Annotated in this window: 29 protein-coding genes and 1 riboswitch; of the genes, 25 read left to right on the plus strand and 4 right to left on the minus strand. The window is 37.7% G+C overall.

The genetic code is table 11. The annotated features are described in order from the left end of the window. Positions 1 to 4: 4 nt before the first annotated feature. The 4 genes from T529_RS0100365 to T529_RS0100380 all read left to right on the plus strand — a co-directional run bounded on the left by T529_RS0100365 (position 5) and on the right by T529_RS0100380 (position 3,486). On the plus strand, positions 5 to 367 hold the full coding sequence (locus T529_RS0100365) for a DUF488 domain-containing protein (protein ID WP_033161617.1): 363 nt from the start codon (positions 5 to 7) through the stop codon (positions 365 to 367). Continuing rightward, positions 368 to 925 (plus strand): hemerythrin domain-containing protein, encoded by a 558-nt coding sequence (locus T529_RS0100370; protein WP_033161618.1) that lies wholly within the window; start codon positions 368 to 370, stop codon positions 923 to 925. It begins immediately after the preceding gene. Between the two features lie 63 nt (positions 926 to 988). Next, positions 989 to 1,267 carry a thioredoxin family protein gene (locus tag T529_RS0100375; RefSeq protein ID WP_033161619.1) on the plus strand — a complete coding sequence of 93 codons (279 nt, stop codon included), beginning with the start codon at positions 989 to 991 and terminating at the stop codon, positions 1,265 to 1,267. A gap of 125 nt (positions 1,268 to 1,392) precedes the next feature. Then, a complete protein-coding gene (locus T529_RS0100380) occupies positions 1,393 to 3,486 on the plus strand; it encodes a sodium-translocating pyrophosphatase (protein ID WP_033161620.1) in 2,094 nt (697 codons plus the stop codon). A 54-nt stretch (positions 3,487 to 3,540) separates the two neighbouring features. On the opposite strand, the gene T529_RS0100385 is transcribed toward T529_RS0100380, so the two are convergent. Then, entirely contained in the window at positions 3,541 to 3,858 is a 318-nt protein-coding gene (locus tag T529_RS0100385) for a helix-turn-helix domain-containing protein (protein ID WP_033161621.1), read from the minus strand. 91 nt (positions 3,859 to 3,949) lie between these two features. Continuing rightward, positions 3,950 to 4,837 carry an HAD-IA family hydrolase gene (locus T529_RS0100390; protein WP_081823024.1) on the minus strand — a complete coding sequence of 296 codons (888 nt, stop codon included), beginning with the start codon at positions 4,835 to 4,837 and terminating at the stop codon, positions 3,950 to 3,952. A gap of 139 nt (positions 4,838 to 4,976) precedes the next feature. On the opposite strand from T529_RS0100390, the gene T529_RS0100395 reads away from it, so the two are divergent. The 16 genes from T529_RS0100395 to T529_RS0100470 all read left to right on the plus strand — a co-directional run bounded on the left by T529_RS0100395 (position 4,977) and on the right by T529_RS0100470 (position 20,094). Continuing rightward, the gene (locus tag T529_RS0100395; RefSeq protein WP_033161622.1) at positions 4,977 to 6,038 is read left to right on the plus strand and encodes a PTS sugar transporter subunit IIC; all 1,062 of its coding nucleotides are present in this window, start codon (positions 4,977 to 4,979) and stop codon (positions 6,036 to 6,038) included. A gap of 81 nt (positions 6,039 to 6,119) precedes the next feature. Then, positions 6,120 to 7,166 carry a GGDEF domain-containing protein gene (locus T529_RS0100400; protein ID WP_033161623.1) on the plus strand — a complete coding sequence of 349 codons (1,047 nt, stop codon included), beginning with the start codon at positions 6,120 to 6,122 and terminating at the stop codon, positions 7,164 to 7,166. A 60-nt stretch (positions 7,167 to 7,226) separates the two neighbouring features. Continuing rightward, the gene (locus T529_RS0100405) at positions 7,227 to 7,940 is read left to right on the plus strand and encodes an HAD family hydrolase (protein ID WP_033161652.1); all 714 of its coding nucleotides are present in this window, start codon (positions 7,227 to 7,229) and stop codon (positions 7,938 to 7,940) included. Between the two features lie 85 nt (positions 7,941 to 8,025). Next, entirely contained in the window at positions 8,026 to 8,364 is a 339-nt protein-coding gene (locus T529_RS0100410; protein WP_033161624.1) for a hypothetical protein, read from the plus strand. Position 8,365: 1 nt separating this feature from the next. Beyond that, positions 8,366 to 9,697 carry an MATE family efflux transporter gene (locus T529_RS0100415; RefSeq protein WP_033161625.1) on the plus strand — a complete coding sequence of 444 codons (1,332 nt, stop codon included), beginning with the start codon at positions 8,366 to 8,368 and terminating at the stop codon, positions 9,695 to 9,697. Positions 9,698 to 9,779: 82 nt separating this feature from the next. Beyond that, positions 9,780 to 10,376 (plus strand): hypothetical protein, encoded by a 597-nt coding sequence (locus tag T529_RS0100420; RefSeq protein WP_033161626.1) that lies wholly within the window; start codon positions 9,780 to 9,782, stop codon positions 10,374 to 10,376. Positions 10,377 to 10,446: 70 nt separating this feature from the next. Further along, positions 10,447 to 11,172: an alpha/beta hydrolase gene (locus T529_RS0100425; RefSeq protein ID WP_033161627.1), complete on the plus strand. Its 726-nt coding sequence runs from the start codon at positions 10,447 to 10,449 to the stop codon at positions 11,170 to 11,172. Positions 11,173 to 11,207: 35 nt separating this feature from the next. Further along, the gene (locus tag T529_RS0100430; protein ID WP_033161628.1) at positions 11,208 to 12,500 is read left to right on the plus strand and encodes a Y-family DNA polymerase; all 1,293 of its coding nucleotides are present in this window, start codon (positions 11,208 to 11,210) and stop codon (positions 12,498 to 12,500) included. After that, a complete protein-coding gene (locus T529_RS0100435; protein ID WP_156032127.1) occupies positions 12,460 to 12,810 on the plus strand; it encodes a YolD-like family protein in 351 nt (116 codons plus the stop codon). The genes T529_RS0100430 and T529_RS0100435 overlap by 41 nt, the downstream gene beginning before the upstream one ends. Next, positions 12,788 to 13,453, plus strand: coding sequence for an MmcQ/YjbR family DNA-binding protein (locus tag T529_RS0100440; protein WP_033161630.1), 666 nt, complete (start codon positions 12,788 to 12,790; stop codon positions 13,451 to 13,453). The genes T529_RS0100435 and T529_RS0100440 overlap by 23 nt, the downstream gene beginning before the upstream one ends. A 52-nt stretch (positions 13,454 to 13,505) precedes the next feature. Next, positions 13,506 to 14,861 carry a sodium-dependent transporter gene (locus T529_RS0100445; RefSeq protein ID WP_033161631.1) on the plus strand — a complete coding sequence of 452 codons (1,356 nt, stop codon included), beginning with the start codon at positions 13,506 to 13,508 and terminating at the stop codon, positions 14,859 to 14,861. Positions 14,862 to 14,911: 50 nt separating this feature from the next. Continuing rightward, a riboswitch (Lysine riboswitch) is annotated at positions 14,912 to 15,075 on the plus strand. Positions 15,076 to 15,140: 65 nt separating this feature from the next. Continuing rightward, positions 15,141 to 15,953, plus strand: coding sequence for a transporter substrate-binding domain-containing protein (locus T529_RS0100450; RefSeq protein ID WP_033161632.1), 813 nt, complete (start codon positions 15,141 to 15,143; stop codon positions 15,951 to 15,953). Positions 15,954 to 15,966: 13 nt separating this feature from the next. Continuing rightward, a complete protein-coding gene (locus T529_RS0100455) occupies positions 15,967 to 16,695 on the plus strand; it encodes an amino acid ABC transporter permease (RefSeq protein ID WP_033161633.1) in 729 nt (242 codons plus the stop codon). 11 nt (positions 16,696 to 16,706) lie between these two features. Continuing rightward, a complete protein-coding gene (locus T529_RS0100460) occupies positions 16,707 to 17,447 on the plus strand; it encodes an amino acid ABC transporter ATP-binding protein (protein WP_033161634.1) in 741 nt (246 codons plus the stop codon). Positions 17,448 to 17,600: 153 nt separating this feature from the next. Next, the gene (locus tag T529_RS0100465; RefSeq protein ID WP_033161635.1) at positions 17,601 to 18,467 is read left to right on the plus strand and encodes a helix-turn-helix transcriptional regulator; all 867 of its coding nucleotides are present in this window, start codon (positions 17,601 to 17,603) and stop codon (positions 18,465 to 18,467) included. Positions 18,468 to 18,534: 67 nt separating this feature from the next. Then, on the plus strand, positions 18,535 to 20,094 hold the full coding sequence (locus T529_RS0100470) for a DUF1593 domain-containing protein (RefSeq protein WP_033161636.1): 1,560 nt from the start codon (positions 18,535 to 18,537) through the stop codon (positions 20,092 to 20,094). 61 nt (positions 20,095 to 20,155) lie between these two features. Here T529_RS0100470 and T529_RS0100475 read toward each other — a convergent pair whose 3' ends face one another. Beyond that, positions 20,156 to 20,695 (minus strand): DNA-3-methyladenine glycosylase I, encoded by a 540-nt coding sequence (locus T529_RS0100475; RefSeq protein WP_033161637.1) that lies wholly within the window; start codon positions 20,693 to 20,695, stop codon positions 20,156 to 20,158. Positions 20,696 to 20,778: 83 nt separating this feature from the next. On the opposite strand from T529_RS0100475, the gene T529_RS0100480 reads away from it, so the two are divergent. Next, positions 20,779 to 21,291 (plus strand): ferritin, encoded by a 513-nt coding sequence (locus T529_RS0100480; protein WP_033161638.1) that lies wholly within the window; start codon positions 20,779 to 20,781, stop codon positions 21,289 to 21,291. A 40-nt stretch (positions 21,292 to 21,331) separates the two neighbouring features. Next, complete coding sequence (locus T529_RS12425) at positions 21,332 to 21,868, plus strand: GDSL-type esterase/lipase family protein (RefSeq protein ID WP_051646780.1); 537 nt, start codon at positions 21,332 to 21,334, stop codon at positions 21,866 to 21,868. 52 nt (positions 21,869 to 21,920) lie between these two features. On the opposite strand, the gene T529_RS0100490 is transcribed toward T529_RS12425, so the two are convergent. Beyond that, on the minus strand, positions 21,921 to 22,118 hold the full coding sequence (locus tag T529_RS0100490) for a hypothetical protein (protein ID WP_033161639.1): 198 nt from the start codon (positions 22,116 to 22,118) through the stop codon (positions 21,921 to 21,923). 136 nt (positions 22,119 to 22,254) lie between these two features. On the opposite strand from T529_RS0100490, the gene T529_RS0100495 reads away from it, so the two are divergent. From T529_RS0100495 to T529_RS0100505, 3 genes are read left to right on the plus strand one after another with little or no spacing between them, the layout of a single operon-like run. Continuing rightward, positions 22,255 to 23,253 (plus strand): energy-coupling factor ABC transporter permease, encoded by a 999-nt coding sequence (locus tag T529_RS0100495; RefSeq protein ID WP_238560759.1) that lies wholly within the window; start codon positions 22,255 to 22,257, stop codon positions 23,251 to 23,253. Beyond that, positions 23,246 to 24,016: a cobalt ECF transporter T component CbiQ gene (gene cbiQ, locus T529_RS0100500; RefSeq protein WP_033161640.1), complete on the plus strand. Its 771-nt coding sequence runs from the start codon at positions 23,246 to 23,248 to the stop codon at positions 24,014 to 24,016. The genes T529_RS0100495 and cbiQ overlap by 8 nt, the downstream gene beginning before the upstream one ends. Beyond that, positions 24,013 to 24,720, plus strand: a complete 708-nt coding sequence (locus T529_RS0100505) for an energy-coupling factor ABC transporter ATP-binding protein (protein ID WP_033161641.1) — start codon at positions 24,013 to 24,015, stop codon at positions 24,718 to 24,720. The genes cbiQ and T529_RS0100505 overlap by 4 nt, the downstream gene beginning before the upstream one ends. Positions 24,721 to 24,831: the final 111 nt, after the last annotated feature.

Genomic DNA, 24,831 nt, shown 5'->3' on the forward strand with positions numbered 1-24,831 from the left:
AGAAATGTATGAATTAAAGATCAAAAGAATATATGATGAATATGAAGAGAGTGATGGCATGCGTATTCTTGTTGATGGACTCTGGCCAAGGGGCATCAGTAAAGAAAAGGCGCATCTTGATCTCTGGGACAAAGAGATCAGCCCAACGACAACGCTTCGTAAAGCTTTCAATCATGAAATAGATAAGTATGAGGTCTTTAGAAAGCAGTATCGTCAGGAACTGGCAGAAAACCCACATACACAAGACTTTCTGAAAATGGTTTTCAATCACCTAGAAAAACAACCTGTGACATTATTATATGGCGCAAAGGATCGTTTACATAATCAGGCGGTTGTTTTAAAAGAGTATATTATGGAGGAAATGTAAATGTTTATTATTGAAGCAATGATGAATGATCATGAGAATATTAGACGTATGATGAAAGTTATGCGTGCGATTGATAATGATATTAGAAATGGTAATGTGATTGAAACTGAGGATGTTGAACGCATTATTGATTTCTTAAGAGTCTATGGTGATGAACATCATCACCATAAGGAAGAAGTGATTCTCTTCCCAGCTATGCTTGAAACAATTCCAATGACGGATGGCATGATCAATGGTGTCATGCTTGTGGAACATGAAGGTGGCAGAGAATATGTCAGTGATTTAGAGAGTGCTCTACTTGATTACAAGAAAGATCCAAGTGATAACAATGCCTCACGTATTTGTTTTGCTTCAGAAGGCTATATTAACTTATTAAGTGATCATACAAGTAAAGAAGATGAGATTCTTTATCAGGTTGCGGAAAACAATTTACCAGCTGCGACAAAGGAAAAAGTGGATGCTTTAGGTCATGAATGGGAAGAAAGAAGCACGGCCAATGGTATTTATGACAAGTATCTAGGCTTACTTGAAGAATTAGAAGCACGTTATCTCTTTTAAAGCATTATCGTTGTCATATTATCTATAAAACAGTATGATAATGATGAAAAGGGGGATGAACCTATGAAGAATATTAAAATGTTTCATTTAAATGATTGTGGCTATTGTGATAAGGCAAGAAAAGCCATGAAAGAATTAAAGCAGGAAGATAAATATAAGGATGTTGTTGTTGAAACAATTGAAGAAACTGAACATCCTGATATTGCTGATCAGTATGATTATTATGCTACGCCTACATATTATGTGGATGAAAAGAAAATCTTTGAAGCCCATATTGGCATGACATATGAACAGATTAAAGCTGAAGTCAAGCATGTCTTTGATCTTGCATTAGAAGACTAGGAACTCTTTGCAGTTCCTTTTTTTATTATTTTTTTGTGAGAAATTGACCAATAGTCAGTTAAGAACTACAATAGTATATAGATGATAGGTCGATTCATGATCTTAAAAAGAGGGGGGAAATGTTTATGAGTGGACTTACAGCAATTTATTTTACTGGTATTGGGTCGTTGATGGCATTATGCTTTGCTGCCTATAACTTCATCAAGACCAAGAAAGAAGACACAGGTAGTGAACGTATGACCAAGATTTCGGAACTCATTGGCCGCGGCGCTAATGCTTATCTGAAAAGACAGTATCGTGGCGTTTCGATGTTCTTTATTGCCTTATTTGTCATTCTTTGTATTATGGCAGCTTGTCATCTCTTGAGCTGGTTTACACCATTTGCCTTTATTACCGGCGGTGTGTTCTCAGGCTTATCTGGCTTTATTGGCATGCGTACAGCGACAATGGCGAACTGTCGTACGACAAATGCCGCCAGCAAATCGCTCAACAAGGGCTTACGTGTTGCCTTTTCAGCTGGTAGCGTTATGGGCTTTACAGTCGTTGGCTTAGGGCTTCTTGATTTGACCATTTGGTATTTCATTTTGAATTTTGCCTTTAGAGATCTGGCAATGGATGCACGCTTAGTACAGATTACAAGCAATATGCTGACATTTGGTATGGGTGCAAGTAGTATGGCGCTCTTTGCCCGTGTTGGTGGTGGTATCTTTACAAAAGCAGCTGATGTTGGTGCCGATCTTGTAGGTAAGGTTGAAGCTGGTATACCAGAAGATGATCCACGTAATCCTGCTGTTATTGCTGATAATGTTGGTGATAATGTTGGTGATGTCGCTGGTATGGGTGCTGACTTATATGAATCCTATGTTGGTTCGATTATTTCTACGGCTGCTTTGGCTGTTGCGGCTGACTATGGTTTAAAGGGTGTTGCTGTCCCAATGGTTATTGCTGCTCTTGGTGTGCTATGTTCAATAATTGGTACTTTCCTCATCAAGACAAAAGAAGGTGCTTCCCAGAAGAACCTCTTAAAAGCCTTACGTACAGGAACTTATACAAGTTCTATTCTGATTATCATTGCTTCATTCTTCGCCATTAAATTCCTTTTACCAGGTCATATGGGTGTTTATATTGCCATTCTTTCTGGTTTATTAGCTGGTGTATTGATTGGTGCAAGTACAGAATATTTCACAAGTGATACTTATAAGCCTACAAGAAAGCTTGCTGAAAGTGCTGAAACAGGTGCTGGTACTGTCATCATCAGTGGTTTATCACTGGGCATGATGTCAACGGTTGTCCCTGTTGTCATTGTCGGTATTTCTGTTCTGGTCAGCTACTTTGCTTCATCACGTGGCGGTGATTTTGCTCAGGGCTTATATGGTGTTGGTGTCTCGGCTGTTGGTATGCTTTCAACTTTAGGTATTACCCTTGCAACAGACGCCTATGGACCTATTGCTGATAATGCTGGTGGTATTGCGGAAATGGCTGGCTTGAAGTCAGAAGTCCGTGATCGTACAGATGCACTTGATTCCTTAGGAAACACAACTGCTGCAACAGGTAAAGGCTTTGCCATTGGCTCAGCTGCCTTAACAGCCCTTGCCTTGATTGTATCTTATATCGATCGTATTCATTCCTTGGACAAGAACTTTACATTCAATCTCGCTGTTAATAATCCAATCATTCTTGTTGGTTTATTTGTCGGTGGTATGCTGCCATTCCTCTTTGCAGCTTTGACAATGTCAGCTGTTGGCAAAGCAGCCGAAGCCATCGTTATTGAAGTCCGTCGTCAGTTTAAGGAAATCAAAGGCTTACTTTTAGGTAAGGCTGAACCTGATTATGAACGCTGTGTTGATATGTGTACACGTAGTGCTCAGAAATTGATGATTGCACCTGCCTTAATTGCCGTCATCATTCCAGTTGTCTTTGGGATGATTACGGGACCTGATGGTGTTGTTGCCATGCTTGCTGGTAATACGGTCACTGGGTTCGTACTTGCAATTATGATGAGTAATGCAGGTGGTGCCTGGGATAATGCGAAAAAGTATATTGAAGCCGGACATCATGGTGGTAAAGGCTCACAGCAGCATCGTGCCGCTGTTGTTGGTGATACAGTTGGTGATCCATTCAAAGATACATCTGGACCATCCATCAATATCCTCATTAAGCTTGCTTCAATGGTTTCCATTGTCTTTGCTCAGCTTATTTTGACAATTCATCTTCTATAAGAAAACAGCTCAATTATTGAGCTGCTTTTTTTGAGGCAATCAGATTGTAAGTAGTTACTTGTTAATGATTTTTAAAACTTTCAAAAGCTTATTTTTATTGTCATCAGAGAGTTTGTTGATTTCATTGACAAGCTCAGCATCAAGGGCATGACTTGAATAGCCTTCTTCTTGTGCACCAATAAGATAGTCAACAGTAATACCTATCAGCTTTGCATAATTCGCAAGACAATGAATACTCATAGCCGTACGATTGTTTTCAACATTACTAATGTAACCCGGAGTGACATCAAGGACATCGGCAACTTGCTGCTGCGTTAGGCCTTTTTCTATACGCAATTCCTTAATTCTTGCGCCCAATTCTAAATCCTTCATAAAAGTATACCTCCAACTATCTTCATTATATACTTTGCATATTTGTCAGTGTAGTAAATTCATACTTTCTCAAAAAAAAGTTGGAAAGCCATCACAATGGATAACATTCCAACAATTTCTTTAATTCCTCAGGTGTCTTGGCAATGGCAATCGCACCTGCTTTTTCCAAATCTTCTATCTTGCCATATCCCCAGCTCACACCAATTGTTTCAATATGTGCTTTCTTCGCACCAATAACATCAAAAGCTGTATCACCAACCATAATGAATTGATGCTCATCACCAATCGTATTTAAGAGATAGTCAATAACCTGATGCTTTGTTTCTCTTTCATGACTGCTTGTTGCCCCAGCTATCTTTTCAAAATATTGATCCATATCAAAGTGTTTTAAAATTTCAATAGCTGTCACTTCAGGCTTACTTGTTGCAACAAAGAGCTTGTACTCTTTCTTTAATTCTTCAAGCATTGCAATAATACCAGGATAGGGGTGATTTTCAAATTTGCCCACTGTCAAATAACGGTCCCTAAAGAGCTTAATGGCATGTTCGATTTCATCATCCGGTATACCATATTTCTTAAAGGATAAAGAAAGTGGTGGTCCAACAAAGGTTTTCAAGTCTTCTAAATCAAGATGGATGTCATAGTAATTGAGGGCATGAATAACACTCTTGATAATACCTTCACCACTATCAGTTAATGTACCATCTAGATCAAATAAAATATATTTCATAGCTTTTCCTTTCATGATAAGTTCTTCTTTTGCTTTTCTAGTCAGCTGCTTAATGGCATATTCTTTCTTCAAGGCAGTACTTTTGTCATCAAAATGTTCAAAGTAGACAAGCTTGACGGGTAGTCTTGCCTTTGTATATTTAGCCCCTTTTGCCTTGTTGTGGGTAGTAAGACGCTTCATTAAATCATTCGTATAGCCAGTATAGTAGCTGTGATCAGAACATTCTAGAATATAAACATAATGGTTCATGGAGCTATTATAGTACAGAGTAAGTTATGTTTCTAGTCATATGTTGTTAAGAAAAGTGTTGCATTTTTCCTGTTTTTGTATATACTCATAGACAGGTGTCAAGACATATAAAATGACACATATATACAGGAGGGGAATTATGGATCAGGTCAATGCATTTCTTGAACGAAAAAATGTCAAGATTTCATTAAAGCGTTATGGTATTGATGCGCTAGGAGCGATGGCTCAGGGTCTGTTTGCGTCATTACTTATTGGAACCATCATGAATACATTGGGGACGCAGCTAGGCATCAGTCTTTTGGTGAAGATTGGTGGTTTTGCGACAAGTGCAACAGGGGCTGCCATGGCTATTTCGATTGGCTATGCTTTGCAGGCACCACAGCTTGTTCTCTTTAGTTTAACGGCAGTGGGTATTGCCGCCAATACGCTAGGAGGCGCAGGTGGACCTTTAGCCGTCTTAGTTGTTGCCATTATTGCTAGTGAAGCAGGGAAAATCGTCAGCAAGGAAACAAAGGTTGATATCATTGTCACACCATTTGTAACAATATTCGTTGGGGTTGGCTTAGCGATGCTTTGGGCTCCTGCAATTGGTAATGCTGCAAGCAGTGTGGGGAATGCGATTATGTGGGCAACGGAATTAGCGCCATTTACAATGGGTATTGTTGTATCAGTGATTGTTGGTATTGCTTTGACATTACCTATTTCTTCAGCAGCCATCTGTGCAGCTCTCAATCTAACAGGTCTTGCCGGTGGGGCAGCGTTAGCTGGATGCTGTGCGCAGATGATTGGCTTTGCCGTCATGAGTTATAAGGAAAATGGTGTTGGTGGTTTGTTTGCTCAAGGCATTGGCACAAGTATGCTGCAGATGGGCAATATTGTTAAGAATCCAAAAATCTGGTTAGCACCAATCATTACGTCAGCTATTACCGGCCCAATTGCGACATGTATCTTCAAATTGAAAATGAATGGTGCAGCTGTTTCAAGTGGGATGGGAACATGTGGTCTTGTTGGTCAGATTGGTGTCTATACTGGCTGGGTGAAAGATATCGCTAGTGGCAAGATGAGTGGCATCACTGCTTTTGACTGGATTGGATTGATTATGATTTCTTTTGTCTTACCAGCTATTATCACATATCTATTTGGTCAGCTTTTTAGAAAGCTTGGCTGGATCAAGAAAGATGATCTCAAACTCGACTTATAGAAAGCCTAAGTGCTTTCTTTTTTTTTAAGAGATTTTCATGATATAATAAGCGTGTTTTATTTATTGACAAGGAGAAGCAATATGTATTTGAAGGAATTGATTAAGTTCTTTCGTATTGATTTAACAAATGAAGATTATTTAGCAATAGCTGATACAGTACGAAGAGAGAACTATATGAGTTTAAAAACGCTAGCTTTTTTGACAATCCTCTTTACTTTTGTGATGTCAGTTGTTTCTTATGCTGCTCATGATCCTATTTCAATAACCATTCTTCATGTTTCCTTAATGCTGATAGTCGGATTATTTTTATTGTTCATCACTCATTATAAAAAGAACAGTCATCAGCTGATTATTGCAGAGATCCATATTTTCTGTGCACTCTTGCTTTTTTATGCCATCATTCTCTCCACCTATCTTAATCCTGATCATCCTGCGGTTAGCTTTGTTGCCATTATTCTTGCCTTACCACTATTCTTTACTGATAAACCAAAACATATGGCTCTTTTTATTTGTTTCTTTGCGTTATTGTTTTTAGTCTTTTCTTTTCTATTTGATGATCGGGATGTTTTGTTGTTTGATTGTGTGAATGGGATCATCTTTCCCTTAATCAGCATTATTGTCAGTAGCTATATGATGAAAGTCAAATATCAGAATATCTATTTAAAGCTGAAATATCAGCATTTGAGCGAGAATGATGTACTTACTGACTTAAGAAATCGTAACAGTTTTGAACAGATCTTAGAAAGCAAGAATTATCATCCTGCATATTGTATTTATATTGATGTCAATGGTCTTCATGAACTCAACAATAAGGAAGGTCATATGGCTGGGGATGAGATGTTAAAATATGTAGCTCGTATTCTAGCTGAATATTTTGAAAAAGCACATTGTTTTCGTGTTGGTGGGGATGAGTTTGTCGCATTCTTATTTCATGATAATGATAAACTTCAAGAGACAATCACAGCTATTCACCATCAAGCAGCTCTTAAAAACTATCATCTTTCTCTGGGCTATAGTAAAATGACTGAAAATAAAGAGCTGAAGTTATTGGTAAGAGAAGCAGAAAGTATGATGTATGAAGAAAAGATGAGATATTATCAAAATAATACATCGCGACAAGTCAGATAATATTGACTCTTTCATGAAAAGAGATAAAAAGGTATAATGCTTGAGAAAGAAGGAATGAATATGTATAAAGCTGTAATATTTGATATGGATGGAACAATCCTGAATACCATCGAAGATTTAAATGGAAGCTTGAACTATGCTTTAAAAGAAACTGGTCATCGTCATGACTTACAAGTTGAAGATACAAAGATATGCTTTGGTAGTGGGGTAAAGGTTGCCATTACAAGAGCGCTATGTTTAGAAACAGGCATGAAGGAAGAAGATCTGTATGTCATTGGAACAAGCGCAGAAGTATTGCCAGCAAGTGTCAGCAATGAGGAAATTAACCGTGTCCAGAAAGTCTTTAGAGCTTATTATGTCAATCATTGTAAAATCAAGACAAGCCCCTATCCAGGCATTTTAGAACTGTTGAGAAAACTAAGAGAATTACATATTAAAATAGCAGTCGTTTCCAATAAACAAAATGATGCCGTAGAAAAACTTGTCAAAGATCAGTTCAATGGATATTTTGATTTCTATTTAGGAGAAAAGAGTGGCATAAAGAGAAAGCCGGCAGCAGATATGTGCAATCAGTGCTTAAGTGTGCTTGATGTCAAGAGGGAAGAGGCACTCTATGTGGGGGATTCTGAAATTGATATTGAAACTGGCGCTAATGCCCATATGGATGTTGTAGCAGTTAACTGGGGCTTTAGAACAACATCATTCTTAAAAAAGCATCATGCCAAGACAATCGTCTCTAATACGGATGAATTACGAGATGCTATCTTGAAGTAAGAATATAATTGACGTCTATTTGTCATTGACGATTGCATAAAACCGTTCTATAGTTATGAAAGAGCTTACAAAAGGGAGGGCTGTTATGCTGGATTTAGATATCATATCTTCAAATAAAGAAAAAACAGAAGAGCTCATCTTTGATCAAGGCACCATTACCTTCATTCATGATGGTGTCAGCAGTAATATTGAAATTGATGAGCATAAATATAATATGATTACCAATATCATCAATGAAACATTACATTCACTGATCATGATTCCAATGTTTCCCCATCATGGTAAATGGAAGGTTGTCATCGGTGATGAAGAATTTGAAGGATCATTGACAGGACTTAGAAATGAGAACTTTGATCTAACAGAATTCATCAATCTGCACTTAGGATTGAATTTCTTAGGCTTTGGCAGAAGCCTGGAGGAATAAAATGAAACAAACCATGAAAATGACAGAAGGAAGTCTTGCTGACAAGATTTTCTTTTTTGCGTTACCGCTTGCTGTTTCTTCGATACTTCAACAGCTCTTCAACAGTGCAGATGTAGCGGTTGTTGGAAACTTTGCGGGAAGCAATGCCCTTGGTGCTGTTGGAGCCAATGGTTCAGTCATTAACCTTCTTGTCAATACCTTTGTTGGTATATCAATTGGCAGTAATGTTGTCATTGCAACACTTATTGGTCAAAATAAAGAAAAGAAAGCCAAGCAGGCTGTCCATACATCAATGCTTTTTGCTGTTATTCTTGGTGTTATCTTAATGGCCTTTGGTCTGTTGATTGCCCCACAGCTATTAAGATTGATGGCTACACCAAGTAATATCCTTTCCTTAGCCGTACTTTATTTGCGTATTTATTTCCTAGGGGTACCTTTTATTGTTCTCTATAACTTCGAGGCAGCCATTCTAAGAAGTAGAGGAGAGACGCGTTTACCGCTTATTGCGTTATCGATTGCAGGGGTAATTAATGTCATCTTGAATCTTGTCTTTGTGGTAGGACTAGGCATGAGTGTTGATGGGGTAGCATATGCAACTGTTATATCCAATATCTTTTCTTCACTTTTCTTGCTTATCTATCTTACCCATGATACAACAATAACCCATTTTACATTCAAGCAATGTCATATTCATAAAGACTTGTTGCTGCATATTCTTAAGATTGGTATTCCTTCAGGTATGCAAGGCGCCCTCTTTTCCATCAGCAATGTCATCATTCAATCACAGTTGAACCAATTTGGATCTTATGCGATTGCAGGAAGCGCAGCAGCCTTGAACTTTGAAATACTGTCTTATTATTTCTTTGAAGGCTTTGGCCAGGCTGCTATTACTTTTGTGGGTCAGAACTATGGTGCAGGGAAAATGGACCGTTGTCATCAGGTGCTTAAATATTGCTGGATGGAAGCGAGTGTTGTCACGATTGTTTCAACGATTCTTTTTGTGGCTTTCGCAAGACCGCTTGCCTCCATCTTCTCAAGTGATCCGCATGTCCTTGACTATGCAGTTAGACGTATGTATGTTCTGATCACTTTTGAAATACTGAATATGTCCATTGAAATTCTGTCAGGAGCAATGCGTGGTTTTGGCTATGCGATTGTCCCAACGCTTGTGGCTGTCTTTGGCATTTGTGTCAGTCGTATTATCTGGGTCTTTACCATCGCCAAAATGATTCATAGTTATGAAGTATTGCTTTATTGTTATCCTGTCAGCTGGTTATTGACATCGATTGCCTCACTTATTGCCTATAAATATCTCACACGTAAGCTTGTCTAGCCTGCGTGTTTTTTTACGAATTTTTTCTGTTCTCTATCTTTTATAGGAAAGAATTCTATATAATATGGATGAGGGTATTCATATGAAGAAGAAGTCTTTATTATTCATCATAACATTATTTTTACTAACCGGCTGTCATATGATGACACCAGAACAGACACTCACTACATTCCTTAATGGTCTAAAGAAGCAGAATGCCAGAATGGTTTATTTAAGCTATGGCGGGAAGATGTCTAAGAAAGACATTGAGGAAGATATTGATGTGGCCGATGATTATCTTCATGGTGTTGATACAACCAATCTTAAAAAAGAAGCTTTGAAGAAGTTTCTTGACTTTGATTTCACGATCAATGCTGTGGCTTTGCATAACAATCATGCCAAGATCCAAGTCACCATTACAACCTATGATAGTGGCAAGCTTTTAAAAGACTGGCTTGAAGACTATCAGGCAAGAGTTGTGGTCACAAGATTTAGTGGTGCTAAGCGTTTTGAAATCAAAGAGAAAGCAATTGAAAAGCTAACCAATGATATTGCTCATCTCACGCAAAAGGATTATCAGTCCACTATTTATTTTACCTTAACAAAGAAAAGCAGCTGGAAGGTGGATGAATTATCAGATGAGGTGAAAAATGCATTGACTGGCGGCTTGTTAGAAACAGTTGAAAGGCTCAATGATTAAGACGACCATTACGATGGTCGTTTTTGACAATTCAAAAAGAAATATGTAAACTATAAGCGGTGATTTATTAATGAAAAAGATTATCAAAAGAGTGATTGGCATTATTCTCGTACTTGTGCTTGTATTGGCAATGGCATTTGGCATATATGTCAATGATTATTATCATGCAACCCATGCAGCTAACAACATTCTTACAGCTGAACAAAAGAAGGCTGCCAAAGATGATCAGCTGTTGGTCTTCAAGCCAGAAGGGCAAATTAAAGCCGGCTTCATTTTCTATCCAGGAGGCAAGGTGGAATATAAAGCCTATGCGCCTCTCTTAAAGAAGCTTGCCAATCAAGGAATTCTTTGTCTATGTCCCCATATGCCTTTTAATCTTGCCGTCTTTGCGTCTGACAAAGCAGAGGGAATGCAAAAAGAATATCCTGAAGTGACAAAATGGTATATTGGCGGACATTCATTAGGTGGTGTCATGGCAAGTCAATATGCCTATAAGCATCAAAAAGACTTTGATGGGATGATCTTTTTGGCTAGCTATCCAACCCATTCATTTAAAAACTCTTCTTTGAAAGCAATAACGCTTTATGGCAGTCAGGACCATGTTTTGAATAAGAAAAGCTATCAGAAAAATAAAAAGAACTTCCCAAAGCAGACAAAGGAAGTCATTATTGAAGGTGGCAATCATGGACAGTTTGCGAATTATGGCAAGCAATCAGGTGATGGCAAAGCGGCAATCACGTCTTTGCAGCAACAAGAAGAAACTGTTGAAGCCATCATGCAATGGATGAAGAATTAGGCAGAAACAAAACTGCCTTTTTTAATGGAGGTCATATGAACCATATCTATTTATGTATTGATTTAAAATCATTTTATGCATCAGTGGAATGTGTGGCAAGGGGCTTAGATCCAATGACCACCAATCTTGTCGTTGCCGATAGCAGTCGAACAGAAAAGACCATCTGTCTAGCTGTTTCTCCAGCCTTAAAAGCATTAGGCGTGAAGAACCGCTGCCGTGTATTTGAAATTCCCAAGCATATCAACTACATAATGGCAACACCACGGATGCAGGAATATATCAATGTCTCAGCATCCATCTATGCCATCTATCTCAAATATATTTCTAAAGATGATATCCATGTCTATTCCATTGATGAAGCTTTCCTAGATATTACGAACTATCTTTCCCTTTATCATATGAGCGCCAAAGAGCTTGCCGTCATGATCATGGATGATATCTATCAAAATACCGGTATTACAGCTACAGCAGGTATTGGTACCAATATGTATCTTACAAAGATTGCCTTGGATATAACAGCTAAGCATGTTGATGATCATATAGGCTATCTTGATGAAGAGCTTTTTCGAAAAACATTATGGGATCATCAGCCCTTAACAGATTTCTGGCGTATTGGCAAAGGCATTGCCAAGCATTTAGCACAAATGCATATCTATACAATGCGTCAGCTTGCCCATTATAATGAAGACGAACTTTATCGGCAGTTTGGTATTGATGCGGAGTTATTGATAGATCATGCCTGGGGCAGGGAAAGTGTAACGATTGCGGATATTAAGCACTTTGCTCCTAAGAATCATTCATTGACAAGCGGCCAGGTCTTAAGTCGTGATTATAGCTTTGAAGAAGGTCTTATTGTGGTGAAAGAAATGGCTGAGGATCTTGCCTATGAACTTGTCGATGCTCGCTTAGTGACATCACAGATTTCACTCATGTTAGGCTATACAAAAAATACCCGTAATCCAAGCCGTAAAGTTATCACACTAAGTGTCAATACGTCTTCAAGCCGTATTCTTGTCGATGAAACAATTAAGCTCTATCGGAAAATCTGTGATAAACGCTATGGCGTAAGAAGAATGATGCTAGCTTACTTGCGGGTAGAAGATGAGATGTATGAATCTTATGATCTCTTTAGTGATCAGGAAGCGATTGAAGAAGATAAAAAGCTTGCGGAAGTGACATTGGCTATTCGCAAGAAATTTGGGGCGAATGCCTTGCTTAAGGCAAGAGACTTTGAAAAAGGCGCGACGGCAAAAGAGCGTCATGAACAGATAGGAGGACATCGAAAAGGTGATGAAACATGGGAAGATGGACAATTACCAACGCGCTAAACAATTCATGCCCTTCGCCGCACTTAAGGGCTATAAAGAAGCACTGAAAGAGAAAGAAAAACAAGTTGTCTCTCAAGCAAGCATTTTAGAAGATACACTTGAAGAACTTGATTATACTCTTGCCTCAATTAAAGAGGGAGATATGGTAAGCTGTATTTATTATGATGAAGGGAAATATGTGAAGCTAACAGGCATGCTTGCCCATATCAATTATGATTTTCATACGATTACCATTGTTGATAAGACTATTCCTGCCAAATATATTAAACATCTCGAGGTGATGACTCATGGCACAAGAAGACATCTTTAATCGCAAGAAAGCCAATATCAAAAAGCTAATCGCTTATGGCTTTATAAAGAAAGGGGACTGCTACTTCTACAAACGTTACTTCTTTGATGATGCGTTTTATTGTATTGTTGAAGTTAGTGATCATGTTGCATGTCATGTCTATGATGCTTCTTTCAATGAAGAATACGCCTTGATTCATTCATCATTATCAAAAGGTACATATATCTCACAAGTCAGAGAAAGCTATCAGGCCCTCTTAGAAGATATAGTCACACATTGCTTTGATGACCAGCTCTTTGTCTACAACCAGACAATGCGCATTGCGAAGTGGATTGAAGACAACTACCATCTCAAGCCGGAATTTCCCTGGAAGACCAATCAGCATGCCATCTATCGCCATCAGGACAATAAGAAATGGATCACGATTATCATGTATATCGAACGATCAAAGATATCAAAGGGAGAGGGCATGTGTGAAGTCATGAATGTCAAGGCTCCCCCAGCAGATGTTGATAGGCTCATCTTAGAAGAAGGCATCTATGAATGTTATCATATGAATAAGAAGAACTGGGTTTCCATTATTCTTGATGATACGCTTGAAGATTCTCGAATAGAAGAGCTTCTCCAACAGTCCTATTTGCTTACAAAATCTTCAAAAAAGTAGTTTTTTCTTTCTTTTATGATAGAATAGAAAGGCACAATTTGAGGAGGTTTTTATGAAAAGGGAAGGTTTTAGCTCAAGACTGGGCTTTATTCTTGTCAGTGCTGGGTGTGCGATAGGTATTGGCAATGTCTGGAAGTTTCCATTCTTGGCTGGACAGAATGGTGGTGGCTTATTTGTCATCATCTATCTATTGTTTTTATTGATTATTGGTGTGCCCATTCTCACCATGGAATTAGCTGTCGGAAGAGCGAGTGGGAAAAGTATTTATCAGGCTTATCGTAAGCTTGAAAAGCCAGGGGCAAAATGGCATCTTCATGGGAGGATTGCGAATCTTGGCTGTATTGTCTTAATGATGTACTATACAACAGTATCAGGCTGGATGCTTAATTATGCCTTTAAGTTTGCCTCAGGCCAGTTCCAGCATCTTAAGACACAGCAGGTTGATGCCGTTTTCAACAAGATGCTGTTATCACCTAGTGAAATGATGATAGCCATGGCTATTACAGTTATTGCGGGATTTGTGATCTGTTCATTTGGCTTACAGAATGGCGTTGAAAAGATGACTAAAGTCATGATGGCATTATTACTAAGTATTATTGTCATTCTTGCCTTACATTCCTTTACTTTAAAAGGTGGACAAGCTGGCTTTAAGTTCTATCTTATGCCAAATATCCGGAATGTTGAAAAAGCAGGTGGGTTAGGGCATGTCATTATGGCAGCCATGAGTCAGGCATTCTTCACCCTTTCCGTAGGTATGGGGAGTATGGAAATCTTTGGTAGTTATATGTCTAAAGACCAAACGCTCTTAAGTGAATCAATAACCATTGCCTCATTAGATACTTTTGTCGCTATTATGAGTGGATTGATTATATTCCCAGCTTGTTTTGCCTTTGGTGTCGCACCTGATTCAGGACCATCACTTATCTTTGTGACCTTGCCAAGAGTCTTTATTAATATGAAATTCGGACAGATCTGGGGAACGCTTTTCTTTGTCTTTATGACATTTGCATCTTTTACAACGGTGATGGCTGTATTTGAAAATATTATTGCGAGCTTTATGGATAATTTTAACTGGACTCGTAAAAAGGCAACAGTGATCTCTGGTGTGACCATCTTTGTCCTATCATTGCCATGTGTACTTGGCTATAATGTCTTAAGCTGGATAACAGTTGGTTCAAAGAATATTCTAGATATGGAAGATTTTCTCGTCAGCAATTTCATCTTACCAATAGGTTCGCTTATTATTCTACTTTTCTGTGTGAGTCGTTATGGCTGGTGTCAGGATAATTATCTTAATGAAGTCAATACGGGCAAGGGCTTAAAGCTAAAGAGATGGATGTTACCTTATTTCCGTTATGTCTTGCCTGTTTTGATTATTATTGTGTTTATTCAAGGATTAATAGGCTAAGAAGTCTTTTTTGTTGATTAATGAGTAGAAGTCAGTATAATGGGGTTAAAGATGAAGATAAAGGCTGCGGTGCATCAGAGTAGTATGGGGACAAGACATTGGTTGAAGCATATGAAAGGTAATCATCGCCGAAAGAATGTCATGGTAGTGATATTCTTGGGGATTAGTGAAAGACATTAATCACTCCTTCGTAAGAAGAGGCGTTATCTGTAAAGCAATCACAAAGGCTATGCAAATAATGCATAGTCCTTTTTATTCTTCATCGGGAAGGATGAAAATATGAAAAAGTTAGTCATTATCATGCTGGCATTTGTCCTAACAGGATGCATGACGACAAAGAATACTGAAGACAATTTTGTCGTTGGTATGGAAGCTGCCTATCAGCCATTTAACTGGCAAGCAATCAAGAGAGGCTCAACAGGTGTATATCTTGATGGTGGTGCTGGTATTGCCGATGGGTATGACGTAGTCATAGCACAAAAAATTGCCAAGAAGATTCACAAGAAGCTTGTCATTAAGAAAATCAGCTGGGAAGGCTTGCCTAGTGCCGTGGAGTCTGGTGAAATTGATGCAATTATTGCCGGTATGACAGCTAGCCCTGAAAGAGAGAAGGGCATGGATTTCACCACACCTTATTATTCAAGTGACATGGTTATGGTTGTTAGAAAGAACAGTAAACAATCTCAGTATTATGACATCGCCCAATTCAAGGGAAGCCGTGTTATGGGACAGAAGAATACCAACTATGATACGATTATCGATCAGATCAAAGGGGTTAAGCATCAGGTTCCTAAATCAACATATCCTGAACTTGTTATGGCGTTAAGAAGCAAGGATACGGATGGCATAACTGCTGAACTTCCTGTCGCTACTGGTATTGTCAAGGCAAACAAGGACTTGGCTATTGTAAGATTTAATAAAGGAACGGGCTTTAAGGTGGATACAACTGTATCGATTGGCATGAAAAACAACAGCCGTAATACATTGCTCTTTAAGGATGTCCAGAAAGCCTTAGATTCCATTTCACAAGAAGAAAGACAAAAGATTATGGAAGGAGCTGTTAATAGAGCTCCACTCTATAATGATCAATAGGGGGATAAGTGTTATGAGTATTGATTTTCATTTTGCTTGGCAGACGTTAATTGATGGCTGGCCATTATTTGGCTATGGTATTGCCATGACTTTGACATTTGCGATTGTAGGTACAGTTGCAGGTTTAATTATTGGTTTATTGTTAGGCGCTATTCGTTCGCTAGAGATTGATCCACTGGATTCATCTTCAATCAAGGCACTTAAGAAGTTTGGCAGAGGGCTGACTTCTTTCTATGTCTGGATTTTTAGAGGAACACCAATGATGGTTCAGGCTGTCTTCCTTTATTACTTATTGAAGCCCATCTTCCATTGGGATGGTTTGACAGCAGGCTTGATTATTATTTCCATCAATACCGCAGCCTATATGGCGGAAATTATTCGTTCTGGTATTCAGGCGATTGACCGTGGGCAATATGAAGGCGCTAAGGCATTAGGTATGACAAATGGCCAGACACTTTTCAACATTATTTTACCACAGGCTATTAAAAACAGCTTCCCTTCTATTGGTAACCAGCTTATTGTCAATATCAAGGACAGTTGTATGTTGAATGCAATTGCGGTCACAGAACTCTACTTCCAGGCAACAAGCATTGCTGGTTCAACAATGAAATATACTGAAATCTATATGTTAGTAGCAATTATGTATTTAGCCCTGACGACTATTGCGACATTTGTCTTGAATACGATTGAAAAGAAGCTCAACAAGACAAATAAAGCTACAACAATGGATGCATGTGCATAGAGGTAAAGACAATGGAACACGTTATTGAAGTCAGACATTTAAAAAAATCTTTTGGTGCGCTTGAGGTATTAAAAGATGTTGATTTTATTATTGATAAGGGTCAGGTTATTACGATTATTGGCTCTTCAGGCTCAGGCAAGAGTACATTATTAAGATGCATGAACTTGCTTGAAATACCAGATGGGGGAGAGATTCTCTATCATGGCGAAGATATTCGCCAACACAAGAATATCAATAGCTATCGTGCCAAGGTTGGCATGGTCTTCCAGAGCTTTAACTTATTTGAAAACAAAAGCGTTATTGAGAACTGTATGCTTGCTCAAATCAAAGTGCTCAAAAGAAGCAAGGAAGAAGCGAAAAATGCAGCCTTAAAATATCTTAAGCAAGTAGGCATGGAACGCTTTGCGAATGCTTCTGTTACAACATTGTCAGGTGGGCAGAAACAAAGAGTAGCGATTGCCCGTACGCTTTGTATGAACCCGGATGTCATTCTCTTTGATGAACCAACAAGTGCCTTGGACCCTGAAATGGTTGGTGATGTTCTTGATGTCATGAAGAATCTGGCGAAAGAAGGCCTGACGATGGCTGTTGTGACACATGAAATGCAGTTTGCGAAAGAAGTCAGTGACATAGTATTATTCATGGACCAGGGGAAAGTCTGTGAAATGGGCACTCCTGATCAGGTGTTCAACCATCCACAGCATGAACGTACAAAGAAGTTCCTCTCCCGCTACAACAACGATCAAGCATAAAGCCTCAGGTTATTCAACCTCAGGCTTTTTTTATGAATGTTATAATTCTCTGTATACAATCATGAAAATTTTTCAAGAAATATAAACAAAATTGTATTAAAATAAGAACAGTTAGAGATTATCTAATACAAGTTGTCATAAAAGGTGATAGGAATGATTAAAGCAATAAATGGAATGTCTGTAAAAAACTGGCGAGATGACATATTATATGAGAAGATTCCCTATGATAGTGTAGGAGTCAATATCATTGTCATGAATACGAAAGAATATGAAGTACCTGATACAAATGCTCATTTTCACCATGGCGTGGAGATTATTATGCCAGTCTCGGGTTCTTTTAGAATAATGATTGAAGGCTCTGTCTATATTATTAAAAGAAGCGAGATAGCGATTATTAATCATAATGAAATTCATTCAACATCCTTGCTGGAGGCAGATGAAAAATATCGATGTTATATTATTCAGCTTGAATATGATATGCTTCAATCCATCTATCCGGAAATTGATCATATAAAGTTTAGAAATCATATTAGTAAAAATCACTGTAAGCTTAAAAAGCTCATAGAGTATTTTTGTAATGAATATATCACTGAACATAGACTCGCAACCATGGGCTTCGTATATCTCTTGATAGATGAATTATCTTTATATGTTAGTGATAGAATGATTAATAAATGTAGTAATCCTACTCCTGATTTTGTGATTGCGATTATGCATTATATAGATGAACACTACCGGGAAGATATCAAAATGACGAGTTTAGCTAAACAATTCAGCTTTTCTTATGGCTACATGCTTAGAGCTTTCAAGGATCATACACATATTACAATAAAAGAGTATCTCAATAATAAACGCCTAGAAAAAGCAACTGGCCTATTGCTTCATTCAAAGTATACAATCAAGGAAATAGCCATAGAATCAGGTTTCCCTAACACAAAATCATTTCATAATACCTTTAAACAATATCATGGAACAACACCTAATGTATTTCGCAATAAGTTCAAAAATGACTCTCAATAGGTCATAAATGAACTTATTTTTTATGATTATCTTTTTTATACTTATCTCAGTATTTAAGGAGGAAGTTATGAAGTTAAGGAAAATTGTAGAAGTTATTTTGGCTGCAGGCATGCTTGCAGGATGTGGTGGGACGTCCAAGAAAGAGAATGTTATAACCCGCTTTAAACAAGAAAAGGCAAGAACAGTGATTACTACTGATGGAGAAGTGGATGACAGAAACTCGGTAATACGTGCATTGCTTTATGCGAATGAAATGGATATTGCAGGTATTGTTCTTACGAGTTCAATGTATCATTATGCTGGAGACAATGCTAAAGGGATTAAGCCATTTCGATGGACTGGCAGTGATTGGTTATATAAGTATATTGATGATTATGGAAAGGTCTATGATAATCTAAAAGCACATGATGCAACATATCCAACTGCCACAAAATTAAAAAGTATAACGAAAATTGGAAATATTAAAAATAAGGGTGAGATGGATGAAGTTACTGAAGGTTCTAAATTTCTTGAAAAGCTCTTTTTAGATGATGATAAGAGACAATTATATGTTCAGACCTGGGGTGGTACAAATACAACTGCTCGTGCTCTTAAGTCAATAGAAGAAAGATATAAAGGCACAGATAAATGGAAAAGTATCCAAAAGAAGATTAATGATAAACTTGTTCTTTATATTATCTTAGACCAGGATGAGAGCTATTCGAATTATATAGCAAAAAATTGGAGTAATATTAAAGTTATTAATGATAAGTCAAACTTCTGGCATTTTGCCTATGCATGGCAATTACATAGTGATCAGGTTAACCGTACACTAAAAAGTGATTGGGAATATAAGAATATTGTTAATAATAATTCGCCATTAATGGCTAATTATTCACTTATGGGTGATGGCAAGATGGTTGAAGGTGAACTCTATGATGAACAAAGAGGAACAATGGATTATCTTAAAAAGAACCCAAACTATAAAAAGTATGATTTTATTTCCGAAGGTGATTCACCATCATTCTTATATTTAATAAATAATGGCTTACGTTCTATGGAAAATCCAACATATGGAGGCTGGGGCGGCCGTTTTGGGAAAAAGACTGATAAACTATATGTCAATAATGTTCTGGATTATGAACCATATACAAAACAATATGAAGCACAATATACATTAAGCAGATGGTTTGATGATATTCAAAATGACTTTGCTAATAGAGTTCAATGGACTTTATCAAAAGAAGGCAATAATGCTCCGGAGGTGAGTGTTGAACAAGGTATCAATGTATCGGCTAAGCCAGGTGAAAAAGTAACACTTACAGCTAAAGCTACTGATAAAGATCATGATGCATTGACTTATAAATGGTGGCGTTATTTTGAAGCAGATACTTATCAGGACTCAGTGTCAAAAATGAAAGATCAACCTGAAGTAATGGGTGGGTTACAGCTCAATGTTATAAGAAAACGAGATAAGAGTGAAAAGATTGATACAATTAAAATAAACAATGCAGATCAAAAGAATATGTCATTTACTGTTCCAAAGGATGCTAAAAAAGGTGACACAATTCATATGATCATCCAAGTCTCAGAAAAGAAGAATGTTCCAAATACACGTTATCAGCGCGTTATTATTACTGTAAAATAGTCATTTTAATATTGTTGTTTAAAAACGGAAAGCACACAATTCTGTGCAATCCGTTTTTCTATTATTTATGGAAGAGAAAACAGTCTTTTTCATGGCTATTAATAACACCGACAGCCTGTAAGAAGCTATAGATAGTTACACTTCCGGCATATTTTACACCTCTTTTTTTCAAGTCCTTACTCATCGCATCACTGATAGCATTGGTAGTCTTTCCTACTTCATAGATAACTTGATTGTTGGTAAAGGACCAAACATAATTATTGAAGCTGCCATATTCCTTAATAATAGTAAGGATAATCTTTGAGTTTGAAATGGATGCTTTAATCTTATTTAAAGAGCGAATGATAGCTTTGTTTTGCATCAATTCATCAACTTTCTTTTCATCGTAACAAGCAACCTTATTGATATCAAAATCATCATATGCTTCTCTAAAAGCTTCACGCTTGCCTAAAATAATACGCCATGATAAACCAGCCTGAAAGAGCTCTAAAACAAACATCTCATAAAGCCTATGGTCATCATGAAGCGGTCTGCCCCATTCATGATCATGGTAGTTTTCATAGAGTTTATCACCCTCAGGCAACCAGGAACAACGTGTCATGAAATTTCCCTCCAATTCTTCGAATAATTATAACTTATTTTTCATAGGAGTGCTATAATAGTGGCACTGGAGGTAGAAAGAAAATGTTAGATACAAAAGTAAAAGAACTTATCAACACACAGATCAACCAGGAATTCTATAGTGCTTATCTTTATTTAGACTTCTCAAATTATTATCATGATCAGGGTCTTGATGGTTTTGCGCACTGGTATGAAATCCAGGCACAGGAAGAAAGAGATCATGCGATGTTAATGAGAACATATCTCATAAATAATGGAGAAAGTGTTACTTTTGAAGCTGTTGCTAAGCCTGATAAAACATATCAATCTTTAAAAGATCCACTTGTTTATGGCTTAGAACATGAACAGTATGTAACAAGTCTCATTAATACAATCTATAAAGCTGCAAGTGATGTCAATGACTATCGTACAATGCAGTGCTTTGACTGGTTTGTAAAAGAACAGGGCGAAGAAGAAAAGAATGCTGATGATTTAATTAAGAAATATAACTTATTTGGTACTGATCCAAAAGGACTCTATGCCTTAAATCAGGAACTTCTTGCTCGTGTTTATACAGCACCTAGTCTTGTGTTATAAAAAAGTCACTCTTTATGAGTGATTTTTTTTGGAGGAAATCATGAAAATACTCTGTTTTGGTGATTCAAATACATATGGCTATCATGCTGGAGGTGGCAGGATTGAAGACAACTATCCTAGATTGCTAGAAAGTGAGAAATATCAGACTATTAATGAGGGTGTATGTGGCCGTACGACCAATTGTTTAGGTAGCTTTACTAAAGCTATCCAACAACCCCATGAATTAACGATTATCATGCTAGGGACAAATGACCTTTCATCTATTGGTGGCTATTCGATTGATCGTATCATCATGCAGTTAGAAGAACTCATTGTACTTGAAAATGAAAAGATATTATTGTTGATACCACCTTATATTCATTATGAATGTGTAGTTGGGTGGGATTATCCTATAGATGTATTCGATCAGTCAAAGAAACTTGAAGATGCTATGATACAGCTTGCTATTAAGCATCATATTGATTATCTAAGCATGAAGGATGATTTAGATATGGATAAAGATGGCATACATTTTACACTACGGGGACATCAACAGCTTGCACAAAAGATCAACGACTATCTTCATCACTATGCATAGACGAAAAGACGTATCAGTCATATTATGGCTGATATGCTTTTCTTTATGGCTTCTAGTCATCAAAGAAAATATCGTCATAAAGCATCATCTCTTCAATTATATAAGGCTGACCTTTATGATCTCGCTTAAGTTTCTTATAAGTCTTGTCATCCACTTCAACAGTATGGGTTTCCATGACAGTTTTCTTTATTCTAAGAAACCCTCTTTTCTTTACTGGCATCTTGACTTTAACTTTATGTCGTATTTGCATTCTTCCCTTTTGCCTAGATTCTTAGAAGCACTTACTCTAAAGATATTCTAGTCCTTTTATATAGACTTTTCTTCTTTCTAGCATAACAACTGAAAACATGTTAAAATGAAAATCAGTATTTTGAAGGAGGAAAGTTATGAATTTTATGATGCATATGGCTGACGGGTTGATTTCGATACCTGTTGGTGTAATCTTTTATGTTGTAATTGGATTCTTGATTGCGTATGCGATTAAGAAGTGTAATACCGCCAACCTGTCTCATAAAGTTGCTTTAATGGGAGTGATGGGGGCATTTGTCTTTGCAGGACAGATGATCAATTTTACAATACCTGGGACAGGTTCTTCAGGCCATATTCTAGGGAGCATCATGCTGGCAATGGTTCTAGGACAGTATCCTGCATTCTTGTCCATTGTTGCTGTGCTTGTCATTCAGGCTCTTTTGTTTGGTGATGGTGGTTTGTTAGCGCTAGGCTGCAATATTTTCAATATGGGGGTTTTACCTCTCTTTGTCGCTTATCCACTTATCGTTAAACCAATATTAAATAAGTTTGGAATTAATGGTAAAACATTGACCATTGCTTCAATTCTTTCATGTATTGTTGGTATAGAGCTAGGAGCACTGTCGGTAAGCTTGCAGACACTCGCTAGTCATATAACCGCATTACCTTTTACTACATTTATAGCCTTAATGTTGCCAATTCATGTGGTGATTGGACTTGTTGAAGGGCTTATTACAAGTGCTGTTGTTGGCTTTGTCAATAAATATTCCCCAGCTATTATTGAAGATGCACTTTATATGACAAATGCCGTTGAAAGCAAGAAAGCATCCCTGATCATTGGCCTTAGCGCCCTTGTGATTGCCGGTGGATTGTCACTTTTTGCCTCAAGTCATCCTGATGGCTTAGAATGGTCAATTGCCAGCATTACTGGTTCAACAGAAATCGAAGAGAAAAATACAACGAAGAAAGAAATCGCAAAAGTTCAGGAACAAACATCATTACTTCCTGATTATGCCTTTAAAAATAACGACTCTCCATTATCAGGGGCAAGTGCAGGCATCATTGGAGCTGGTGTTGTACTTGTAGTAGCGGGTGGCGCAGGCTATATGCTTTCAAAGAAACATCGTCATGAATAAATATGCCTACTCCCTCTTTTCTTTAGAACATATCGAAGAGCTGACCAAAAAAGATACAACAATCCATCACTTACAACCCATAGTTAAACTTTTCTTTACAGTATTCTTTATCATTTTTACCTTAACATCAACATCCTATGCGCTCTTCTCCTATCTCTTTCTTATTTGCCTTGTCATTCTTATATGCTTTCTTGCCAAGATTCCAGTAAGAGAAATGCTGAAGCGTACACTTATTGGCTTACCTTTCTCTTTCTTTCTAGGCCTCAGCAATGTTATTCTTATGCCAACGCCAATCAGTTTCTACAATATTCCCCTAACAATAGGTCTCTTATCAATGATCAGTATTATGCTTAAGACCTTTCTCTGTCTTGCCATTGTCTTTTTGTTTGTGGCGACAACGCCACTAGAAGATATAGCTGGGGCATTTGTGATGCTGCATGTTCCTTATTTTCTAGTCAGCATTATCTTAGTGACATATCGTTATATTTATTTACTAGTGGAAGAAGCAGGCAAGATGCATCAAGCCTATATTTTAAGACATTTTAAAAAAGATGCCTTAGAGATGAAGCATATGGGAAGCTTTCTTGGTTTGCTGTTTGTAAGAAGCTTGCATCATGCACATTTAGTTGATGATGCGATGAGCTTAAGGGGTTATGATCCTGGTCATTATTATGGACCTCATCAGTCAATACATGCTGAAGATGTCTTTCTCATAGTACTGATGGCGGGTGTAATGATTATTTTGAAGGTGGTGTTATCATGATACAAATTAATGATGTCAGTATTGTCTATGATCATACAATTATAGCTATCAATCATCTTACAACAACCATCCATGCACCTGTGACAGCTATCATTGGTGAAAATGGCAGTGGGAAGAGTACACTTCTGACTTCCATTGTCGGCCTGCATCCCATGGCCGGATCGATTCTTGTCGATGGTATAGAAGTGAAGAAAGAGAATCTACATACAATACGCAAACGGGTGGGCTATCTCTTTCAGAATCCTGACCATCAGCTCTTCATGAATACGGTCTATGAAGATATTGCCTTTGGCTTAGTCAGCCAGGGAATGGATCAGGATGTTGTGAAAGAAAAGGTCGAAGCGATGGCTTACCAATTACATATTGATGACCTGCTTGCAAGAAATTGTGCGAAGCTTTCAGGGGGGCAGAAGAGTCTTGTTGCATTAGCTGGAGTACTGGTAATGGAACCGGATATCCTGCTTCTTGATGAACCAACAGCCTTCCTTGATCCTAAGGCCAGACGAAGAATTATCAATATCTTAAAATCACTTCCCCAAAGTATCATTCTTGCTACTCACGATCTAGATATGGCTTATGATCTTGTTGATGAAGTCATTCTCATTCATAAAGGCATGCTTGTTACAAAAGGTGATAAACAGATGCTTATAAATAAAGATATTCTAGAGTCAAATGGGTTGGAATTACCCTTACGTTTTCAATAGCTACCTGAGGTAGCTATTTTTATAAAGTTCCCGACAGAAAACCCACGCGCCTTTAGGCCGTGGGATGAATGGCGGTTAGGGATATGATATAATATGCATACAGGAAATCCT

The organism is Sharpea azabuensis DSM 18934, assembly GCF_000702165.1.
GTDB classification, from domain to species: domain Bacteria; phylum Bacillota_I; class Bacilli_A; order Erysipelotrichales; family Coprobacillaceae; genus Sharpea; species Sharpea azabuensis.

What these genes read in the sequence shown, in the direction of transcription:
- T529_RS0100365 (WP_033161617.1), top strand. Translation starts at nt 5, where the DNA reads ATGTATGAATTAAAGATCAAAAGAATATATGATGAATATGAAGAGAGT.
- T529_RS0100370 (WP_033161618.1), top strand. Translation starts at nt 368, where the DNA reads ATGTTTATTATTGAAGCAATGATGAATGATCATGAGAATATTAGACGT.
- T529_RS0100375 (WP_033161619.1), top strand. Translation starts at nt 989, where the DNA reads ATGAAGAATATTAAAATGTTTCATTTAAATGATTGTGGCTATTGTGAT.
- T529_RS0100380 (WP_033161620.1), top strand. Translation starts at nt 1,393, where the DNA reads ATGAGTGGACTTACAGCAATTTATTTTACTGGTATTGGGTCGTTGATG.
- T529_RS0100385 (WP_033161621.1), bottom strand. Translation starts at nt 3,858, where the DNA reads ATGAAGGATTTAGAATTGGGCGCAAGAATTAAGGAATTGCGTATAGAA.
- T529_RS0100390 (WP_081823024.1), bottom strand. Translation starts at nt 4,837, where the DNA reads ATGAACCATTATGTTTATATTCTAGAATGTTCTGATCACAGCTACTAT.
- T529_RS0100395 (WP_033161622.1), top strand. Translation starts at nt 4,977, where the DNA reads ATGGATCAGGTCAATGCATTTCTTGAACGAAAAAATGTCAAGATTTCA.
- T529_RS0100400 (WP_033161623.1), top strand. Translation starts at nt 6,120, where the DNA reads ATGTATTTGAAGGAATTGATTAAGTTCTTTCGTATTGATTTAACAAAT.
- T529_RS0100405 (WP_033161652.1), top strand. Translation starts at nt 7,227, where the DNA reads ATGTATAAAGCTGTAATATTTGATATGGATGGAACAATCCTGAATACC.
- T529_RS0100410 (WP_033161624.1), top strand. Translation starts at nt 8,026, where the DNA reads ATGCTGGATTTAGATATCATATCTTCAAATAAAGAAAAAACAGAAGAG.
- T529_RS0100415 (WP_033161625.1), top strand. Translation starts at nt 8,366, where the DNA reads ATGAAACAAACCATGAAAATGACAGAAGGAAGTCTTGCTGACAAGATT.
- T529_RS0100420 (WP_033161626.1), top strand. Translation starts at nt 9,780, where the DNA reads ATGAAGAAGAAGTCTTTATTATTCATCATAACATTATTTTTACTAACC.
- T529_RS0100425 (WP_033161627.1), top strand. Translation starts at nt 10,447, where the DNA reads ATGAAAAAGATTATCAAAAGAGTGATTGGCATTATTCTCGTACTTGTG.
- T529_RS0100430 (WP_033161628.1), top strand. Translation starts at nt 11,208, where the DNA reads ATGAACCATATCTATTTATGTATTGATTTAAAATCATTTTATGCATCA.
- T529_RS0100440 (WP_033161630.1), top strand. Translation starts at nt 12,788, where the DNA reads ATGGCACAAGAAGACATCTTTAATCGCAAGAAAGCCAATATCAAAAAG.
- T529_RS0100445 (WP_033161631.1), top strand. Translation starts at nt 13,506, where the DNA reads ATGAAAAGGGAAGGTTTTAGCTCAAGACTGGGCTTTATTCTTGTCAGT.
- T529_RS0100450 (WP_033161632.1), top strand. Translation starts at nt 15,141, where the DNA reads ATGAAAAAGTTAGTCATTATCATGCTGGCATTTGTCCTAACAGGATGC.
- T529_RS0100455 (WP_033161633.1), top strand. Translation starts at nt 15,967, where the DNA reads ATGAGTATTGATTTTCATTTTGCTTGGCAGACGTTAATTGATGGCTGG.
- T529_RS0100460 (WP_033161634.1), top strand. Translation starts at nt 16,707, where the DNA reads ATGGAACACGTTATTGAAGTCAGACATTTAAAAAAATCTTTTGGTGCG.
- T529_RS0100465 (WP_033161635.1), top strand. Translation starts at nt 17,601, where the DNA reads ATGATTAAAGCAATAAATGGAATGTCTGTAAAAAACTGGCGAGATGAC.
- T529_RS0100470 (WP_033161636.1), top strand. Translation starts at nt 18,535, where the DNA reads ATGAAGTTAAGGAAAATTGTAGAAGTTATTTTGGCTGCAGGCATGCTT.
- T529_RS0100475 (WP_033161637.1), bottom strand. Translation starts at nt 20,695, where the DNA reads ATGACACGTTGTTCCTGGTTGCCTGAGGGTGATAAACTCTATGAAAAC.
- T529_RS0100480 (WP_033161638.1), top strand. Translation starts at nt 20,779, where the DNA reads ATGTTAGATACAAAAGTAAAAGAACTTATCAACACACAGATCAACCAG.
- T529_RS12425 (WP_051646780.1), top strand. Translation starts at nt 21,332, where the DNA reads ATGAAAATACTCTGTTTTGGTGATTCAAATACATATGGCTATCATGCT.
- T529_RS0100490 (WP_033161639.1), bottom strand. Translation starts at nt 22,118, where the DNA reads ATGCAAATACGACATAAAGTTAAAGTCAAGATGCCAGTAAAGAAAAGA.
- T529_RS0100495 (WP_238560759.1), top strand. Translation starts at nt 22,255, where the DNA reads ATGAATTTTATGATGCATATGGCTGACGGGTTGATTTCGATACCTGTT.
- cbiQ (WP_033161640.1), top strand. Translation starts at nt 23,246, where the DNA reads ATGAATAAATATGCCTACTCCCTCTTTTCTTTAGAACATATCGAAGAG.
- T529_RS0100505 (WP_033161641.1), top strand. Translation starts at nt 24,013, where the DNA reads ATGATACAAATTAATGATGTCAGTATTGTCTATGATCATACAATTATA.